This window comes from Nostoc sp. PCC 9305 (genome assembly GCF_963920915.1).
Classification (GTDB): Bacteria; Cyanobacteriota; Cyanobacteriia; order Cyanobacteriales; family Nostocaceae; genus Nostoc.
In genome coordinates this window covers 25,051-43,301 of sequence record NZ_CAWUDN010000067.1, presented here as the reverse complement: position 1 = coordinate 43,301, position 18,251 = coordinate 25,051, and the positions used below count along the sequence as shown (strand labels likewise).

Annotated in this window: 12 protein-coding genes; 4 read left to right on the top strand and 8 right to left on the bottom strand. The window is 43.0% G+C overall.

The window, feature by feature from the left end; all coding sequences use genetic code 11:
• Nucleotides 1-398: 398 nt before the first annotated feature.
• Nucleotides 399-1,172, bottom strand: a complete 774-nt coding sequence (locus tag ACM0OX_RS22965) for a hypothetical protein (RefSeq protein ID WP_414517300.1) — start codon at nt 1,170-1,172, stop codon at nt 399-401.
• 113 nt (nt 1,173-1,285) lie between these two features.
• On the opposite strand from ACM0OX_RS22965, the gene ACM0OX_RS22960 reads away from it, so the two are divergent.
• Nucleotides 1,286-1,753: a hypothetical protein gene (locus ACM0OX_RS22960; RefSeq protein ID WP_414517299.1), complete on the top strand. Its 468-nt coding sequence runs from the start codon at nt 1,286-1,288 to the stop codon at nt 1,751-1,753.
• A 40-nt stretch (nt 1,754-1,793) separates the two neighbouring features.
• Here ACM0OX_RS22960 and ACM0OX_RS22955 read toward each other — a convergent pair whose 3' ends face one another.
• On the bottom strand, nt 1,794-2,201 hold the full coding sequence (locus tag ACM0OX_RS22955; protein ID WP_414517298.1) for a hypothetical protein: 408 nt from the start codon (nt 2,199-2,201) through the stop codon (nt 1,794-1,796).
• A 67-nt stretch (nt 2,202-2,268) separates the two neighbouring features.
• Between ACM0OX_RS22955 and ACM0OX_RS22950 the strand changes: the two genes are divergently transcribed.
• The gene (locus tag ACM0OX_RS22950; protein WP_414517297.1) at nt 2,269-2,934 is read left to right on the top strand and encodes a class I SAM-dependent methyltransferase; all 666 of its coding nucleotides are present in this window, start codon (nt 2,269-2,271) and stop codon (nt 2,932-2,934) included.
• A 54-nt stretch (nt 2,935-2,988) separates the two neighbouring features.
• Here ACM0OX_RS22950 and ACM0OX_RS22945 read toward each other — a convergent pair whose 3' ends face one another.
• From ACM0OX_RS22945 to ACM0OX_RS22925, 5 genes are all read right to left on the bottom strand, one after another.
• Nucleotides 2,989-4,668, bottom strand: coding sequence for a fasciclin domain-containing protein (locus tag ACM0OX_RS22945; protein ID WP_414517296.1), 1,680 nt, complete (start codon nt 4,666-4,668; stop codon nt 2,989-2,991).
• A gap of 744 nt (nt 4,669-5,412) precedes the next feature.
• Complete coding sequence (locus ACM0OX_RS22940) at nt 5,413-5,880, bottom strand: N-acetyltransferase family protein (protein ID WP_414517295.1); 468 nt, start codon at nt 5,878-5,880, stop codon at nt 5,413-5,415.
• A 61-nt stretch (nt 5,881-5,941) separates the two neighbouring features.
• Nucleotides 5,942-7,627: a M14 family metallopeptidase gene (locus tag ACM0OX_RS22935; RefSeq protein WP_414517294.1), complete on the bottom strand. Its 1,686-nt coding sequence runs from the start codon at nt 7,625-7,627 to the stop codon at nt 5,942-5,944.
• A gap of 40 nt (nt 7,628-7,667) precedes the next feature.
• Nucleotides 7,668-11,525: a CHAT domain-containing protein gene (locus tag ACM0OX_RS22930; protein WP_414517293.1), complete on the bottom strand. Its 3,858-nt coding sequence runs from the start codon at nt 11,523-11,525 to the stop codon at nt 7,668-7,670.
• Between the two features lie 197 nt (nt 11,526-11,722).
• On the bottom strand, nt 11,723-12,409 hold the full coding sequence (locus ACM0OX_RS22925; protein WP_414517301.1) for a hypothetical protein: 687 nt from the start codon (nt 12,407-12,409) through the stop codon (nt 11,723-11,725).
• 386 nt (nt 12,410-12,795) lie between these two features.
• Between ACM0OX_RS22925 and dnaX the strand changes: the two genes are divergently transcribed.
• A complete protein-coding gene (gene dnaX / locus ACM0OX_RS22920; RefSeq protein ID WP_414517292.1) occupies nt 12,796-15,357 on the top strand; it encodes a DNA polymerase III subunit gamma/tau in 2,562 nt (853 codons plus the stop codon).
• Nucleotides 15,358-15,424: 67 nt separating this feature from the next.
• Here the strand turns inward: dnaX and ACM0OX_RS22915 are convergent, their stop codons facing one another.
• Complete coding sequence (locus tag ACM0OX_RS22915; RefSeq protein ID WP_414517291.1) at nt 15,425-16,831, bottom strand: glycosyltransferase; 1,407 nt, start codon at nt 16,829-16,831, stop codon at nt 15,425-15,427.
• A gap of 821 nt (nt 16,832-17,652) precedes the next feature.
• Here ACM0OX_RS22915 and ebsA point away from each other — a divergent pair.
• Nucleotides 17,653-18,027 (top strand): type IV pilus biogenesis protein EbsA, encoded by a 375-nt coding sequence (ebsA, locus tag ACM0OX_RS22910; RefSeq protein ID WP_289797664.1) that lies wholly within the window; start codon nt 17,653-17,655, stop codon nt 18,025-18,027.
• The last annotated feature ends 224 nt before the right edge of the window (nt 18,028-18,251 follow it).

Genomic DNA, 18,251 nt, shown 5'->3' with positions numbered 1-18,251 from the left:
TATCAGTAAAATTGCTCTTTCCTATTGTACTGGACTAGACTAATAACCGCTATAAGTAACCAATACCTAAAGTCAGTTGTATCTGATTCACCGTGAGTACTCCTGAAGTTATGTGAGCTTCACTAAGGGAACTCCAAGAAATAAATTATCCAATATTGTGGGGTGGGCAACATGAGCGCCCTATGGACTGGGCGGGCGAGACGCCCACCCCACAAGAGTTAATTATTTGGAAATCCCTAATCATCATTCGTACAAAGTTATAACATATACATTCGGAACCTCACCCCGTATTTGCTTATGCAAACACTCCCCTTTGTGAGGAGAGGTTTGGGGTTGAGGTTCAAAAATTTACTTTATATAAACGATAACTGCTATAGCTGTAGCTATTAAAGCAATCATTAAGCAGTCTTAAAAAATCGAATAATTTCGCGGACATGATCGAGAAATTGCCCGTCGGTAGAAAGTTGCGCGATCGCATTTCTGGCTTCTCTCCCCAAACGCTCATGTTCTGTTTGATTTGTCGCCCGTAATTCTTCTAAGTTAGCCGCAATCCGGGCTAAATCTCTGCGAGTTTCTTCGGCAAAACGTTGTTGAGTTGCGGATAAAGAATAGGGTTGTTCCGGGTTGAGCTGATCTTCCAATGACTGGATTTTTTGTTCCAATATAGAGAAGCGATCGCGCAGTTCAAAAATATCTTCGCGCGGATACTTCCATTCTTGGCGAATCATCGCTAACCGCGCATATAAATACTCGTAAGCGCGAATCGCGGGACGCAGAATTGTTAATAACAAAGCTGCACCAGAACTTATATATCCCACCGTACTAATCCCAGTGACAGCAAGCGTATAAAGCCCAATGGCTGAGAATAAGTGTAAAGCAATAGCAACCCAGAGCGATCGCTTTGCCAAAAGTGTGACATACTTCACTTGTTTCTCATCAACTGGAATTCCTTTCTCAGTTGATTGTGCTGCTTCTGCTAAGACTTCTTTGGCTTGAAAATGCACATTCCACGGTACGGTGACAATTACCAACAGCCACCAAAAACTTGCACCACCAATCACCCAATCAAGAAAGTTACCTGTAGGGATGTGCAACCATTGCAGTAAGCCAAAAGCCACTAGCACCGGAACCACAATTCCAACAATGGAACTGATGAAAAAGTTGATATACATCTTACCCTGTCTCCGATGAAACTATCACCTCGATTATGGCTAGTGGTTCTCAATTATACAAATATATTTGTGATGGTTTTTCTAGTTGCACATAATAAAAGAAGGGAAGAATAATGGAATACTGTTTTGTAGAGTTTCAAGTAGATGATTCCAAAAGATTCAATGCTCTTTGTGAAGTTTTCAACGAAATTAAAAAAGATAAAGACAACGATTCTTGGCGTAATGAAGAAGATTGGCTAATTTTTTTTGATCGCAAAGCATTATCACATTTTTGGTGGCCTAGTGAAGAGGAAGTGACTGAACATTTCCGTCGCTGGTTTGCAACACCTGTAGAACAGAGGTGGACAGATCCTAGCCTCAAACATCCTTGGGGATTTTATTCTATGTTTGATGCTTTTCAAAATGGTGAATATCAATTAATTGCTTGTAGGATGGTTTCTGCCGACAGAGCTAAACTTGAATTTGAACCCTTTGGTCATCCCTATGGCGGAACTGCTGCAATACAGGCGTTAGTTAAATCCTTCGATTTTGTAATTTTTGCAGAAGATGACGGTATAGAATACACAAATTTTAACCTGTAGTTTGGGAAAAGAATGAGACAATTTAAACCTTTCCCCGTCACTATTGGATGAGATAGCTACGCCAAATTGATTGACTATCTTTACTACCTTTTTCTGGAAGCAGCAATCGCCAAGTTTTACCTTCTTGCTGAATTTGCAAGTAAACGTCAAATGCTTGTTGTGGTTGCGTTAAGCGTCGTTTTGGTAGCTTAACAATCAAGTCGTAGGTTCCCCGGACGTGGAAAGCTGGTAAATTTTCAATCGTCAGGGGTTGTTCCTGGGTAATTGATAGCCGCTTGATTTCAAATCCTTGAAAATCTAAATCCAACTGTTGGCTAAGTTTTTGTTGAGTTTGTTCTAGCCCAAGTGCGATCGCTTTTTGCACTAAATCGCTAGTTGGTAGCAGTCCAATACTGCCACAAGCTGTCACTAGCACCAGCAATATTGCTGTCAAAACTAACCGCACCATGTTATTCCTGAGATTCCACTTATCAGCGATAGTATAACTGTAGATTCTCTCAATTCTCTCATTTACCATGCCAAAACAGTCTATAGGTCTTGATAATCAACTCTACAATTATCTTTTATCCGTTTCGCTGCGAGAACCAGAAATTCTTGAAAAGTTGCGCCAAGAAACCGCCAATCATCCCCGGAGTGGAATGCAGATTTCGCCAGAACAAGGGCAGTTTATGAGCCTTCTGGTACAGTTAATTGGAGCGAAGAAAACCCTAGAAGTTGGAGTGTTTACGGGTTATAGCTCACTTTCTGTAGCTTTGGCGCTACCGGCTGATGGCAAAATTATTGCTTGTGATGTGAGTGAAGAATTTACTGCGATCGCTCGGCGATATTGGCAAGAAGCTGGGGTTGCCGATAAAATCGATTTACGATTAGCACCAGCTTTGGAAACTTTAGATGAGTTATTAGCAACTGGGCAAGCCGAAACTTTTGATTTTGCCTTTATTGATGCTGATAAAGAAAATTATGATGGATATTATGAGCGATCGCTGCAATTAGTTCGTCCAGGTGGATTGATTGCGATCGATAATGTTTTATGGTCTGGACAAGTAGCTGACGAGCAAAATCAAGATGAAAGCACCCAAGCAATCCGGGCGCTGAACGAGAAGTTACATCATGACGAGCGAGTTACCCTCTCCCTTGTCCCCATCGCCGATGGACTTACTTTAGCAATCAAGCGACCTTAATACAGCAAGAGCGCACAACTAGCTGTGCGCCCTTATTACATGTTCTACTTCTACTTACCTGAAGTTATAGCCAATTCCTAACTGTAGTCCTACATCAGTATCATCTACAAAAGCAGCATTTACACCACCTGTTAGCGTAAGTCTAGAACCGAGAGGAACGTCTACACCACCTGTTAACAGTAATCCAATATCAGTATCAGCATTAGCTTCAATTGCTATACCAGCACCTATGTAAGGAGATATACTATAGGTTCTTTCACCCACTGAACCTGCTCTGCGAGGAGAAAAATCTAAAGTTACGGGAACTAGAAATATTGTATCGTCCCCAAAGATCACTGATGGTCGCACTGATAGATAGTTTGTCAAACCAAGTTTACTGATTACTGTAAAGTTAGTGTCGCTCAGAGCGGTATCGTTGCCGCTCAAACCAATGTTACCACCAACTCCGATATAGCTTCTGCCACCACGAGTAGCTCTACCTACGTTAACATCAGGTGTCCCATTATTTCCTGTTGGTGGCTGATTTAACTGACTGATGTTAACATCAGGCGGAATCAGGACTTGGTTAATTGCATGGATGACACCATTGCTAGCTTTCACGTCTGCCTGGAGAACTCTGGCATTATTCACCGAGACTTGACTGTTAGCGGAATCGATTTGAATATTTACAGGTCTTCCTTCATCGGTTGTCAATTCCCCTGCTGAGAGTTGACTAGCAGTTACCGCACCGGGAACCACATGATATCTCAAAATCTTGACTAACGCTTCTCTGTTTTCTGGTTGCTCTAACTGCTGTAAGGTAGCAGCAGGCAAAGCAGCAAAGGCATCATTGGTGGGAGCGAAGACTGTATAAGGGCCTGGCTGTTGAAGAATATCTGCTAGACCGGCTGTCTTTAATAAAGAAGTCAGAGTTGTAAAAGAACTACTGGATGCCGCTAGAGAAACAATATCAGTACCGCCAGGAGTTCCAGCTACAATGTACTGGCTAGCTGGAAGATTGCTAGCAATAGGTTGCACCCGTCCTTGTTTAACTAAAGCTTGATATAAAAGTGCTGCTGCTTCAGCACGAGTCAAAGACTGTTGCGGATTGAGTTGTTTTACATCTGGGTAGTTGACAACAAGATTACTTACTGTCGCTGCTGCCACACTGCCAACAGCATACTCTGGGATAGCTGAGGCATCGTTGTAGTAAGTAGTAAGAGTACTTGTATCGCCACCAGTTAAACCTAAGCCACTACTTAAAGCAACGATCCCCTGCACTCTAGGAATTTCTTGATTTGGTCTAAACACGTTCCCAGGATAGCCTGCCAAAAATCCAGTTTCGTAGGCGTTTTGAATTGCCGCAGCCGCCCAGTAGTTAGCAGGAACATCACTAAATCCACCTGCACTTAATTGCCGGACTCGGTTTTGGTTACTGAATGCTTTTTGAATTAAGGCAGCAAACTCAGCACGAGTCACAGGCTGATTTGGTCTATAAGTGCCATCAGGAAAGCCACTAATCACGTTATTCTCAGCTAGGGCTTGAATGAAGGGACGCGCCCAATAATCTGAGGAAACATCAGATAGGTTAACTGTTGAAGTCGGCGATGGTGTCGCAGGTGCTGGTGTCGCAGATGGAACAGGAGTTTGAGATGAAGCTGGGGCAGAAATTACGATGGGGGTTAATGTAGCAGCTGTCATTCCCAGAACTAGCAAAGTAACCTTTGTTGATGACCAACGAAACAAACTAGACATGGAAATATCCTCTTTTCAATTTCTTGGGTTGACTATTGGAAAATACCGGATGCAAGGTTAAGTGAATACAAATATCCAGATAATTCTTTGGTTCGCCTTGATATGGAAACCAAAAATGAAACCCGTTAACTCTGGAAAATTTAAATGTGGGACATTATGAGTAGCTGCTCTGATATCTCATAACATTTATCTAAATGTTTACCACATGTAGTATCGGATTCCTATTTGTGTGTTTTTTAAAGAACCGCAGATCGCACTAAAGAGAAGCAGGCATACTGTGGTCATCTCTTCTGTTGCAACAATAAAGATAATTAATGCAGGTAGGCGATTTTATCAGTTCTAAAATTGCAGTCAAGCAGTAAAATAATTGGCTTTTAATAGCCATCTCTTTATAATTGCCGACGAGGGTTCATGCCGTCAAACTTAATGTATCATGATCTTTAGCAAGATTTAAGAAATAAAATGCCTCTTGGCGATATCATGTATTATTAATCTTTGATCGAAATTATACAACTAACTCAGGGCTGGATTTTGAGGAAAAAGTTTCACTCTTTAGATAGTTGTCCTTGATGGTAAATTTTCAAATACTAGACTGAAAATTAGCGATCGCAATCAAAAATTCCGAGCCTGATTGCGCCAAGATTTTTGGCTAAGAATTATTTTTTTACAAAAGACTATTTTATAAAAGGGAACCCAAAGATAAACTAGGATTTTTGGAAGCTGGCTAATCTGTATAAATTTTGCTCACAGCTCCTCTGGAGGTAGGGCAACAAATCCGGTTTTTAGTCCACGCTTGAATCCTGCCTTTTCATAGAAGTGCAACGTCTCCTCGTTTTTTGAGCCGCTTAGAAGCATCACTTTATAGCACTGTTGCTGCCATGCTAAAGCTAAGGCATAATGTAGCACTTTTGTACCAAATCCCTGTTGTCGAAAATCGAGATGGGTGACAACATTTTCAATAATGCCGTATGGACGTGCGGCACGCGTTAAGTTAGGAACAATAGTTAAATTACATGTTGCTACTAGCTGGTTATGAACATCAGCCACTATGTAATACAAACGGGGATCGTGTAAAATCTCATCCCAAATAGATTGTAAAACATCATCAGTCGGTAGAGATGCATCGACAGGATTTAGGTGGTTATATAAAACCAAAAGTTGGGGAAGTTCGTCGCGTGTAATTAGGCGAACGGTAATTATCGGTTTAGACAAAACTGCATTAAAGTAATTTAATTATCCCAGGAAGTATATTTGACAATTTCAAATGTCAAAATTATGGGAATGTCAATTCAGTGCGAATAACTCCAGCGCGTTCGTGGCGGGCTAGTAGTTTAGCTGTACTACCTGAAGGGGCACGCACCACCCATTCCACTTTTGCCCGATCCTTGGTAGGATCGCTGTGCCGCCTAATGGGAGTTGAAGGCTTGTAGGCTCGTCCTTCTAATTGACCTAACTCTTCACGCGGCTTACCCGTTACCAAAGTTCCTCCAGAAGGCAGTTCAATTTCACAGATACAGCCCCGTACTAGCTTTTTTTCTAAAGCTTTTTGGGTGACATTGGTGGGCAACCAGCCTGTATTATGCACAACCAATTGCACCCGATAAGTATCATCACCCAAGCTGTGGATACTGGTTTCGTAAATCTCTAAACGCGGAGATATTAATAGATGCCAAACCAGCCATTCTGGGAAGAGGGCTATTTCTTTCTCCAGAAACTGAGAGGGTGGATTTGCCCAAGCGTACATGGTATCCCAGCCGCCTAGTTCAATCTGACCGAGTTGGGGATGCTCGAAGGGATACCAATCTATGTAGCCCTTACCTGCAAGTTTTTCATCGTTCCAACGCAGTAATTTCAAGTCATCTTCTATAGGGTGTTCTCGCTGCCAATCAATGTATTTGTAATCAGTGATTCCAGCTTGGCGTTGCGGACTCCAGACTTCTACTGTCCAGGCAAATAGACCTTGATATTCATAAGCCCAGTCATGGAATGTACCTGTAATTACATCTTTGGGGTCATAGCGGAAATCATGAAAGGCAGAGATGGCTGGGTATTGAGTAAGTTCAGTACCTTTTGCGCCAATGTGTTGATAGGTGCGGAGGTCATTGACCGGGAATTCGTCATCGCTGAGGTGCGTGTAGGAACGGATAAGAACACCGCTGAAAGTGTGAAAGGCGATCGCTCCTGTAATATTAGGATGTGTAGTGATAAACTGAACAAGCGATCGCACTTCTGTTTCAGATGTAGGATAAGAACCAGCCCCCGATTGCTCAGATTCTTGCCGCCACAAAAATGGAAAATTCCGGTTTAAATCTAGCCCTTCTTTAGAAGGCTGAATTTTAATCTGAACTCCGTCATAATTTTCGATATTTCCTTCTGGTAGTACGCGATAATACTGACCACCTGTTTCTGTTGGTTCGCGTCGTATCAGCAGGCGTGGTTCAGTTGGACAAACTTTCCAAGCCCCATTAGCATCGGGGATTCGCATCAGTAAAATCCGACCATCGCCATCGATATCTTCCATCACTAACCCATCGTTGCCTTCCTCATCATGGGGATAGGGACGAGTACCGGAGCGAATAAATTTCGGTTTGTCAGCCAATGCCAACTCCGCACCATCAGGATTAACACGGGGACAAATGTAGAAGGTGCGGGTATCCAAACAACGGGTAATTTCTGAGTGAGTACCGTAAGCTGTCACTAATGTTTGCAAGAGATATAGACAAACACTTGACGGTGCTAGTTCAGTGGCGTGAATGTTGCCATCAACCCAGAGGGCAGGTTTTTCTTGATGTGCGCCAGTGGCAAAGTTGCTAACTGTTAATACCCAGATGTCACGTCTTTCGTAACTTTTGCCAATGCTTTCTATGCGTACTAGTTGGGGAAATTCCTTCGCATAACTGTGCAGAATGCGTGTTAAGTCTTCATAACGATAGTATTTATCAAACCGAACATCTGGCATAACAAACCTCCCCATTACGAATTACGAATTACGAATTATTCTAATTAGGTTTACCCGTAATCGTGAATGCTGCCCAGTAGTAAGGATGGTTATAAAGAATTTTATCTGATGCCATTTTACTATTTCTATATAGTTGTGTCGCTAAATAAGTTTGAATTCTTACTTCCTCTGGATGCAGATTATTTAAGATGTCTTCATACCATTTTGTCAGTTCTCCAGCAGTTAGTTCTTTCAGCCATCGTGTTGCTTCGGCTAAAGCAGTAACGGCTGATTTATTGGGCTGTAATCGTCGGTAAAACTCGATCATCACTAAGGCACTAGCCGAAGATTCTACACTCCAGAGAGTACTCACTACATGAGGTATACCCTGAGTTACAAAACCACTGACTAAACTAACATATTCACTGCTGATGGTGTAGTTGTTAGTACTTAAATTTTCACAGGCAGAGAGGGTAATAAGGTTGTAACTATCTAGATGTTGTTGGCAGATTTCATCTAGAGTAAGTCTGTCTTCACCTGCTAATGCTAATTCTGATTTTTTAGGTTCAGCTAAATTATGAGTGACATTACCCGCAAAATGCAAGATATTATAATTATCAGATAGGGCATTTTCAACAATACTTTTTGTAGCTTCTGCACCCTGAATTCTTTGGATATTATTGAACATCTGACTAACAATTTCAGACTCCAGTTTGGCAAATTTCAGTGTGGGATAACCTGTACTTTCAGGATGTTCAACACTGAGCAAGAACTTATTTTGCCACTGCCAAATATCTTCAGTTCTGATTGATAAACCTATTTGGGCACTAGGTAGATAGGTGACACTGAAATTTGATTCTACGTTGGGTAACTCTTCTGGTGATGGCGAAGAAAGATGGAACAGTGTATGAATGGGCAATCTGTACAAGTCACGGTGAGGAATTAATACCAGTTGGGTGATGCCTTCGAGCTCCTGTGCAATTGTGGAAATATTTAGGATTTCATACAGTTGCAACAGTTTCTCTTCCATCTCAACTCGCCAAGAATGGTGACTTTTACTTTCTTTGTCTTGGGCTGTGCTGCGATATTCTTGGTATTGTTGATGCCAATCTTCTAGCCAAATTTCAAATTCAATTAGGCGCTGCACTGCTTCGGGTAGAGGCAATTCATTGAGACGAATAGCATCTTCTCCTAAAGGTATTACCCCAGTATCTTGCATGGGTGTAAACAGGAGAATTGGTGATGGGGCTTGGTCTTTGAGAATGAAAGTATGTAGGGCAACTGGACTAATATGCCAGTAAATAATTGCTGTTGTGGGATTGAATAGTTGTTGAATTGCGCCATAATAAGGCGAGTAAATATTATCATTCCAACCAGAAAGCAGCCAGTTTAAACAAGCATTTTTACCTTGTTCGGCAATTTCCCAAGCTTCTACTAAATCACCCGACTCTACAGCTAAGTCAACTGCCAATTGATCGAAGCCGACAAATTTTAGAGCTAGCTGTTTTTTACTTTCATCTGAGCGAGTTTCTTCGCTCAGTAATTGTCGCAATAAATCTGTCCCACGTTGCAGCAATTCTTGAACTTGTGTGGTTTGTCCCAAACCCATCAACACTTTGCTTAGAGATTGTAAAACCTCTAAATGCAACTGGGGAAAATATTCTAATGTCAGAGTTAAGAGCGCCTGATGGTACTCAGATGCAGCTTTGCGCCAATAATCACGGGTATTGGTATGTTTTTTACCTTCTTCGTAGTAAGTATTAGCGATCGCAAAATGCAATCTACCCCAACCTTCTGGATGGGTATCTGTCCGTAGATGCCTTAACCCTTCTTCGTAGCTGGCTAATTTTCCTTCGTAGCCGCCCTGTTGTAAGGCGGGATTTGTCGCTATGATACTACTCGACAAATTCAGCAATACGTCAAAATCTACTAAATGACCGATCGCAGTTCCCCGACCAATCCAAGCTTCCCAATAATCTTGTTTGATTTGCAAAGCGTTGTCATAACAAACGATCGCATCAGCATACTGTTCTAAATGAAACAGTGCTATTGCCTGATTATACCAAGCTAAGTGGAAGTCGGGTTTAATGGCGATCGCTTGCCGATAGGAGGCGATCGCTTCTTCTCTCCGTCCTAAGTTGTCTAATGCTATACCCCGGTTGTACCAAGCTAAGTAGAAATCAGCTTGAACTGAAAGGGCTTTATCCCAGGAGGCGATCGCTTCTGACCATCTACCTAAATTAAACAGCACTACACCCCGGTCTATCCAAACTTCATGGTACTCTGGGTTAATTTCTATAGCTCTGTCGTAAGATATAATCGCCTCGGCAAATTGTTCGCTGACAGCTAAAGCTATGCCTCGGTGATACCAGTTTTCCTGGTCTTCTGGTTCGAGTTGCAGCGCTTGGTCATAACTAGCAATAGCTTCTGGTAGCCAACCTAATTTCAGCAGTGCCAAACCCTTGCTAGACCACGCTTCTTGATAGTCTGGCTTGATTTCTATAGCTTTGTCAAAAGAAGCGATCGCTTCTTCAAAGTATCCTAATTCTCCGAGAGTTCCACCCCGGTTGTACCAAGCTTTGTAGAAGTCTGGCTTCAGTTCAATGGCTGTTTCATAAGACGCGATCGCTTCATCAAAACGTTCTAAATGGAACAGCGTTAAGCCTCGATTAAACCAATATTCTGAGAATTCGGGTTGCATTTCAATCGCTTGGTCATAAGATGCGATCGCGCCTAGCAAATCGCCTGTTTTCGCTTGCTGAAGACCTTGGTAAAACCACCCTTGAGCGTGGGTAATCGGATTATCGCTATGCCGCTCAATAACACCAGGGGAATTACTGCTTTGAACTGCCAAATCCGAAGCAAGTTGCTGGACTAAATTGGTACTTTGATCCAACCTCACCCACAACTCATCTAAAGTATTTGCCACATTCGGCTCTAAATTCGTCAAAGTGTTATCCCAGGTTTCCACCGAGGGAGACGTTGCTAATTCAGTCCTTTGTCTAGTGGAAAGGAGATTTGCTGGTGTTGTAATTTGAACAACTTCTTCTTCGTCGAACCGAAGTTGGGTTAACAAGCTGATTGAATCTTCCGCTGCCGGGAGAGGGATATTTTCTGGTATTGTGGTTTGGGCATCTTCCCTTTCATATTCCCATACCACTTCCTCGAAGTTTTCGGGGGATGTCTCATCAAAAGAGGCATTTTGAGGTGCTGACGTTATTGGTTCAACATCTGGCACATCATATTCCCATAATTGTTCACCAAAGCTAACGATTAGCTCTTGTTCAGGAGGAGTGGGGAGAATTTCTTCATCGGTTGTAGTTTCTACCACATGTGGCTCATCATACTCCCATAACTGTTCGCCCAAATCGCGGATCAGTTCTTGCCCAGGAGTAGTTTCTAGATCATCTGGCTCATCATACTCCCATAACTGTTCGCCCAAATCGCGGATCAGTTCTTGCCCAGGAGTGATTTCTAGATCATCTTGTGCCTGATTCTCCTGGTAATCTTCTATTTCTGTAGGTAAGTTTTGCATTAGCCGAATGCCAATGTCATAAGCAACTTCTCCAATTCTGCCAACACCAAGTTCCCCCAATTGCACCATCTGTGTTGCTAAAAGAGGATTTGGTGTAGGTGAAGCTAGTAAGCTTTCACCAAACATCACCAACCAGTCTATCCAACGTTCAGCCGGAACGCGATTTTCGATCCGTTGCAGATACCTCAATGCCCACTGTCGTCCTCGTGCTTGATGCACGCCTTCTAACAATTGAATGAACAATTGTTCCAGATCCGCATTGGTTAGTTCTGGTAGTACCCCCACCAGATTGCGTCCTCTCGCACCCTTGAGAGAACTATTCTGTTTACTTGCAATGAGGCGCTTTAAAAACCTTTTAAGCGACTGCGATATCCGCCTGAGCATCTGCCACACTCTTGGATTTTGTTTTTCTAGATTGTAGCCATCGTTGTGTTAAAAAAATCATCAATTACGTAAAAATCCATTAGATTCGGACAGCGCTTCCGTAGCAGGTTAGCAAAAAATATACAAATCTTCAAGAGCATAGCATTACAACGTTACAATTCCCAGATTTAACTCTTGAATTTGACTCTGGCAAGCAGTTAATTTTCAGTTTGCTCTGTAGTCGATTGACCAGCAGGATATAACTGACTAATTAATGCCTGGACAAGCACTTGTGGATCGTCTGTTTCAACGGCAAGCTGTTGAGCAATTTGCTGACGTAAATTTTCATCCTCCTGTAACATTACAAACAACTGTTCTAGGGTGACAGTTTGGTATTCTCCCTCTGGGAGGTTTTCTGGTGCATCTGCTGACTCTAATACTGGGGCAACTACCTCAGAGGGCAAAGGAGTGCTAAAAGCATCTGGGCCTTCATATTCCCAAACTGGTTCGCCTTCATTGCGTGTCAACAACTGCATCCCGATATTATAGGCAACATCTCCAATTTCTCCGACGCCCAACTCACCCAATTGCACTAACCGCGCAGCCATTTCATTATTGGGTGTCGGAGATGCGAGCAATCTGTCGCCAAAGCGCCCTAACCACTCAACCCACTCTTGAGTTGTAATGCGATGTTCGATATTATGCAGCCACTTCTGTGCCCATGCTTCCCCTCGTGCTTGATGTACTCCTTGCAACAGTTCGTTGAAGAGAAATTCCAGATCCGTATCGCTCAAGGGTGGTGCTGGTTCTTTTTCCACATTTCCCCTAGATTTTGAGGTAGTCTGTTTTCCACCAAACAAGCTCTGAAAAAGCTTTTTGAGCCATTGAAATAGCCGCTTGAGCATCTGCTGCACCATCGAGTTTTACTTTATCTATAAAATTGTAGCGATCGCACTGGACTATGGCGTTAGTTCAGTCAATAAAACGTATAGTCATTTGTCATTTGTCACTTGTCATTTGTCAAGAGTTTTTTCCTTGCTCTCTACTTCTTAATTAGAACAAATGTACTAAATGGTATGCTATAATTCCCATACATTGATGTTGAAATCATAGTAGAGGATAAGCTCTGGTTGCTTGCTTTGCTGAGTGCCAAAATTTACGGCATTAGTTGAGTCTTGGGCTATGGCAACATCGATAAATAAAGCCAGGTACGAGAGTTTAAAATAATTGAATCCTCAACTCGACTCGGTGCTACTAATTCACGTTGAAAGGCATTGAAGTCTATTTTTCCATGTCTTACGAACCCCTGCACCACAAATATCGCCCCAAAAGTTTTGCTGAACTGGTGGGACAAGAGGCGATCTCGACCACCCTCACGAACGCGATCGGCACATCCAAAATCGCCCCCGCCTATTTATTCACCGGGCCAAGAGGTACGGGGAAAACTTCTAGTGCCCGGATTTTGGCTAAATCCCTCAATTGTCTCAAAGGTGACAAGCCCACTGCTGAACCCTGCGGCGTGTGTGAGGTTTGTCAGGGGATCGCTAAGGGGTATGCCTTAGACGTAATTGAAATAGACGCCGCCAGTAACACTGGTGTCGATAATATCCGCGAGTTGATTGAAAAAGCCCAGTTTGCTCCTGTGCAGTGTCGCTACAAGGTTTATGTTATTGATGAATGCCTAACTGGAGATTCTCTGGTTTTGACTGATGAGGGACTTCAAAGAATTGACGATCCCACAATTAAAGACAAGAAAGTTCTAAGTTACAACGACTCATCTCTTAAATGGGAATTCAAGAAAGTTGTCAGGTGGTTAGACCAAGGAGAACGGCAAACCCTGGTTATCAAGACAACTAACCGAGAAATTAGATGTACGGGTAATCATTTAATTAGGACAAACCAGGGATGGCTACCAGCAAAGGACGTAAAAGAAGGAGTGAAGATACTATCCCCTGTGAATGTGGATGCGGCATCTTCATTTACAAATTTGGTATTGATGGACGCACCAGTAGAAAATGGCTGGCAGACCTTAAACAATATTCCATCCCCTCGATGGATTACAAGTTTGGAGACAGTCGAATCTGTCCACCTCGCTGGGGTTGAGCGAGTTTATGACATTGAAGTAGCAGATAATCATAACTTTGTGGCAAATGGGCTTTTGGTACATAATTGCCACATGCTCAGTACCCAGGCATTCAATGCGCTACTCAAGACACTAGAGGAACCACCGAGACACGTGGTTTTTGTATTGGCGACAACAGACCCGCAACGGGTGTTACCAACGATTATTTCGCGCTGTCAAAGGTTTGATTTTAGACGCATTCAGTTAGAGGCGATGGTGAAGCATTTAAGTGCGATCGCATCTTATGAAAACATTCATATTTCACATGATGCTGTCACCCTGGTAGCCCAACTTTCTCAGGGGGGATTACGGGATGCCGAAAGTCTACTCGATCAATTGGGCTTGTTAGCGGGTGAAGTCACACCAGAGCGAGTTTGGGATTTGGTGGGGACGGTAAGCGAACAGGACTTGCTAGCGCTTTTAAATGCGATCGCTCAAGATAAACCGGAAGCTGTTTTAGACTGTACTCACTACATTTTAGATCGTGGTCGAGAACCCCTAACTATTCTGCAAAATCTCGCTGCTTTTTACCGCGATTTACTGATTGCTAAAACAGCACCTCACCGCCACGATTTAGTTGCTTGTACTCAGCAAACCTGGACAGCGTTGGTTGAGTTTGCTCAATACTTCGATATGAGCGTGATTTTGGCGGGACAGAAACACTTGCGAGAAGCTGAAGTACAAATTAAAAATACCACTCAGCCGCGTTTGTGGTTAGAGGTAACATTACTAGGATTGTTACCCAGTGCGACGGCGAATATTCAGCCACAAGCCCCAAGTGTCGCGCCACGAGTTAATAATACACCTGCTGTATCTCCAAGCTATCCTCCAGTAGTTGCCCAAAATCACCCAGTCTCTTCTGTACCTCTGGCTGAACTGCAAACAAATCATAATTCTGCATCTGCCAATCATCAAACGGTTGCCCAAAATCAGCCCGTCACTTCATCTCCCCCAGTTGAACAGCAAACAAATCACAATTCTGCTGCTAACTCAGTTTCACCACCAATCCCAGAACCTGTATCTGTTCCTGCGCCACCTGCGAACATTGAACCAGTAACTTCAGAAGTTGTTGGCGAAGCAGAATATGACTTAACTCAGATTTGGCAACAGGTGCTTGCCAACCTCCAGCCAAAATCAAGACAAGAAATGCTGCGTCAAATGAGCCAACTCATAGATTTTGATGGTGTTGTGGCTCGAATTGCTATTAAACAGGCATGGTATGACAAGGGAAAATCTTATCTACCGATGATTACGGCAGCTTTCCAACAGACTTTCCAGCGTGAAATCCAGATAAATATAGAAAAAGGAATTTCTTCAAACTCTACCTCAGCCAAAAAAAATCCTCCGCCAAAAGACTCTACTCGCGTTCAGCAACCACCTACACCTAGCTACAACCAGCAAATTTCGCCTCCAGCGCCAGCACCACAGCCAACTAATCCACCACCAACATCGACAGCAGCAAAAAATGGAAATGGTGTAAATGGAAATGGGACAAATGGAAATGGGGCAAATAGAAACGGCGCAAATGGAAACGGAATGCAAACTTTGCCTCCACCCCCAAAACAAACACCCGCACCTGATTGGGAACCTGACGAAGTAGCGATCGCAGCTCAACGTGTAGCAGAATTTTTCAATGGGCAAATTATCCGTTTTGCAGATGATTTCCCAGAATTCTCCGATTCCATAACTACACCAGAATGGGTAGAAGAAGCAGACGTGGATGATGAATAAAAAAAATGCAAAATTATTTTTGGTAATTTTGCATTTTTAATTTTTAATTTTTAATTCCCCAAAGGGGCTATTCCCCATCCCCCGTATGCAAGGTTTTCACCCATTTCAGGCGCTTTGGTCTTACCGACATCCGGGCAGTAGTACTGCTCATGACGACTAACCAGTGCAACATATATAAACTGCCACGCAGGGTTTGCACCAGCATCGTAAGATATGTAGAAAGTAGGAACTTTTGATCTTGACGTACCCGCTTCAGACCTGTAAACATCCCTACCATCGACATAGAAATGGACAAACCAGTGATGGGACTTAACATGGGTGGGCGATGACGAGCGATCGCCATTAATAAATCTGGGACTGCTGCTGTCGGTAAGATATACATAATCAGCATAAAAATCAGCAAATCCCAGCTTTTACGCGTTCCCATCCGGTTTTTGAGAATTAAATCCCAATAATCCAAATAGCGCTGATAACCGCCTTCTGCCCAACGGTTGCGCTGATGCCAGAGTGAAACTGCATTTGTCACTCCTTCTTCTTGCACCGCTGGATGGAAAACACACTCAATATCCCATTTATCCAAATGTAAGCGGATTGTCAAATCCAAATCATCGGTAATGGTTTCTTCATTCCAGCCACCGCAGCTTTCCAAGGCGGAACGCCGGACAAATTGACCATTGCCCCGCAGTTCGCCAATGCCACCAAGGGCAGTCCGCTGTTGCTGAAACCAGGTATCAAGTGCCATTTCGGCCATTTGGCCCTTAGTCCAAAAGTTGTCTTTAGCGTTGGCGATCGCTTTTCGCACCTGCACCGCCCCCACATTTTCTCTTTGAAATAAAGGTATTACCTGTTGCAGCAAGTCTGGTGTTACTTGGGCATCAGCATCAAATACTGCTATAATGTCGCCCTTTGTCAGCGGCAATACCTGATTCAACGCCCCCGATTTGCCACCAGTAGCTTCTGCTGAACGCCTTAGTACTTTCAGTTGGTCGTGTTTTTGTTCGAGTTCCGCTAATAAATGTGGCGTGCTATCACTGCTGCGATCGTCAATTATCCAAATTTCGTACTGCCCACCTGGATATTCCAGATTACAAAGATTTTTGACTAATTTAGCAATTACCGCTTCCTCATTTTTCGCAGCTACCAGCACAGAAACAGAAGGTAAATCTCCCTGTATTTCTTTTGGATAGCGACGGGATTTAGTAAACACCACCACCAAAGCATGAAATCCTAGAATGGTGGTTAGTCCTAGAATAAAAATTGAAGCCCAAGAAACTAAATGTAGAGCGATCGTGCCACTCCAGACGATAGTCAAGACTAGAGCCGCTTTGCGTCTACGACCTTGAAACCGGGATGGTAGAGACATAGAATCTGTCTCTAACACTGGCTCCTCATCTACTGATAGGTCAGATAACAAGGAGTTGAGCGGATCGAGCTCTTGATAAGAATCTTCTTCGGGCCAGGAATTCGCTGGCATAGGTTAGGTTGCTTGATTCAAAAACCACTATTTGTCTACAGTTAGTAATTTTACGGACAAATATCCCTAAGCTACTTTTCCCGATATTAATCGGAATGGGCAAACTGCAATACCCGCTATCCCTAAGCCAAAAGCCGCTGGGACTACCTTTGTTGTCACCGCCACTGTGCGTAATTACCTCATATTAACCGCGTTTGCTACTCTTAGACAGAAGCTTGATTCCTTTGATAGCCACTTCGGCAGGAAGCTTGTAGAGTCGGACTTTCTCTAATGAGAACTCCGGTTTGGGTAAAGTAATAGCAAGGTAGCAGCAGCTTTTTGTTGGGAAAAACTGCAATAACGGCATCCACCACTATACAGTAGGGATTTTTAGTGTTACCGTTCCCAGATTCGATAACAGTTAATGCAGCATCATTGTAACCGAAATTTTAATATTTCTTAGTAGTAACTTCATTTATTAGGCATGGGGCATTGGGATTAGGGAGAGGTGATAGGTGACAGGTGATAGGTGACAGGTGACAGGTGACAGGTGATAGGTGATAGGTGACAGGTGACAGGTGATAGGGAATAATCTGTACCCTATACCCCAATACGGTTCAGTTAAAGGTTATTGGTGTAGATAATTGGTATTTGAAGACGCGATAAATCGCGTCTCTACATGAGGGTTTTTGGCTTATCTGAACTGTATTGCCCTATACCCTGTAACCTGTACCCTATTCCCTTCTTCACTGACCACTATGTGCTTTAGACACATCTTTGGGGAATACTACTAACATCCACTAATATCCCCAGTTGCTAACTAACTTGAGGAATATTTAACTATGTCTATTGAGCAACTCCAGCCTGCAACTCAACAACAAGCCAGTGTTTACTTACCCTATGTTCAGGGCGCTAGGCGCAATTTCTTACCCTATGCCATCAGTCTTTATCAAAAAGGGGTCTTGGAGGGACATCGGAAAATCGAAGCCAGCGAACATGTCCCCTTTGTCGCCTCCTGGAATGTTGCTACATTACCCTCAGACTTAACCCGTTGCCGAATTCAGTTTGATGGCAATGCTGACCTGAGTTATGAACTGATGATGGCTAGTTTCGAGTTTATTAATTTTTTAATTGAACTTATGGACAACTATAAACGTTATCGTATAACCGATTTTTCACAACCCTTTTACCGCAAACTACTGCGTATAGATGATTGATTAAACTCAGCCGGATTTGCAAAAGTCCGACTGAGTTTAAATTGATAGATAAATAAGTTCGTAGTAAGGACTTTAGTCCTTATTTTCTAAGATTATAGCGGTTCTCGAATGGAAGTAATACAGTTTGACCTCTCTCCTTTTAGGCTACGGTGTACACACAAGTCTTCTAGAGTTGCACCACAGCCTTTTGATCCCCCCAACCCCCCGATAAATTGGGGGGCAAA

Bases quoted from the DNA above. Each gene is read 5' to 3' on its own strand.
- ACM0OX_RS22965 (WP_414517300.1), bottom strand. From the start codon at position 1,172: ATGTATATCAACTTTTTCATCAGTTCCATTGTTGGAATTGTGGTTCCG.
- ACM0OX_RS22960 (WP_414517299.1), top strand. From the start codon at position 1,286: ATGGAATACTGTTTTGTAGAGTTTCAAGTAGATGATTCCAAAAGATTC.
- ACM0OX_RS22955 (WP_414517298.1), bottom strand. From the start codon at position 2,201: ATGGTGCGGTTAGTTTTGACAGCAATATTGCTGGTGCTAGTGACAGCT.
- ACM0OX_RS22950 (WP_414517297.1), top strand. From the start codon at position 2,269: ATGCCAAAACAGTCTATAGGTCTTGATAATCAACTCTACAATTATCTT.
- ACM0OX_RS22945 (WP_414517296.1), bottom strand. From the start codon at position 4,668: ATGTCTAGTTTGTTTCGTTGGTCATCAACAAAGGTTACTTTGCTAGTT.
- ACM0OX_RS22935 (WP_414517294.1), bottom strand. From the start codon at position 7,627: ATGCCAGATGTTCGGTTTGATAAATACTATCGTTATGAAGACTTAACA.
- ACM0OX_RS22930 (WP_414517293.1), bottom strand. From the start codon at position 11,525: ATGCTCAGGCGGATATCGCAGTCGCTTAAAAGGTTTTTAAAGCGCCTC.
- ACM0OX_RS22925 (WP_414517301.1), bottom strand. From the start codon at position 12,409: ATGCTCAAGCGGCTATTTCAATGGCTCAAAAAGCTTTTTCAGAGCTTG.
- dnaX (WP_414517292.1), top strand. From the start codon at position 12,796: ATGTCTTACGAACCCCTGCACCACAAATATCGCCCCAAAAGTTTTGCT.
- ACM0OX_RS22915 (WP_414517291.1), bottom strand. From the start codon at position 16,831: ATGCCAGCGAATTCCTGGCCCGAAGAAGATTCTTATCAAGAGCTCGAT.
- ebsA (WP_289797664.1), top strand. From the start codon at position 17,653: ATGTCTATTGAGCAACTCCAGCCTGCAACTCAACAACAAGCCAGTGTT.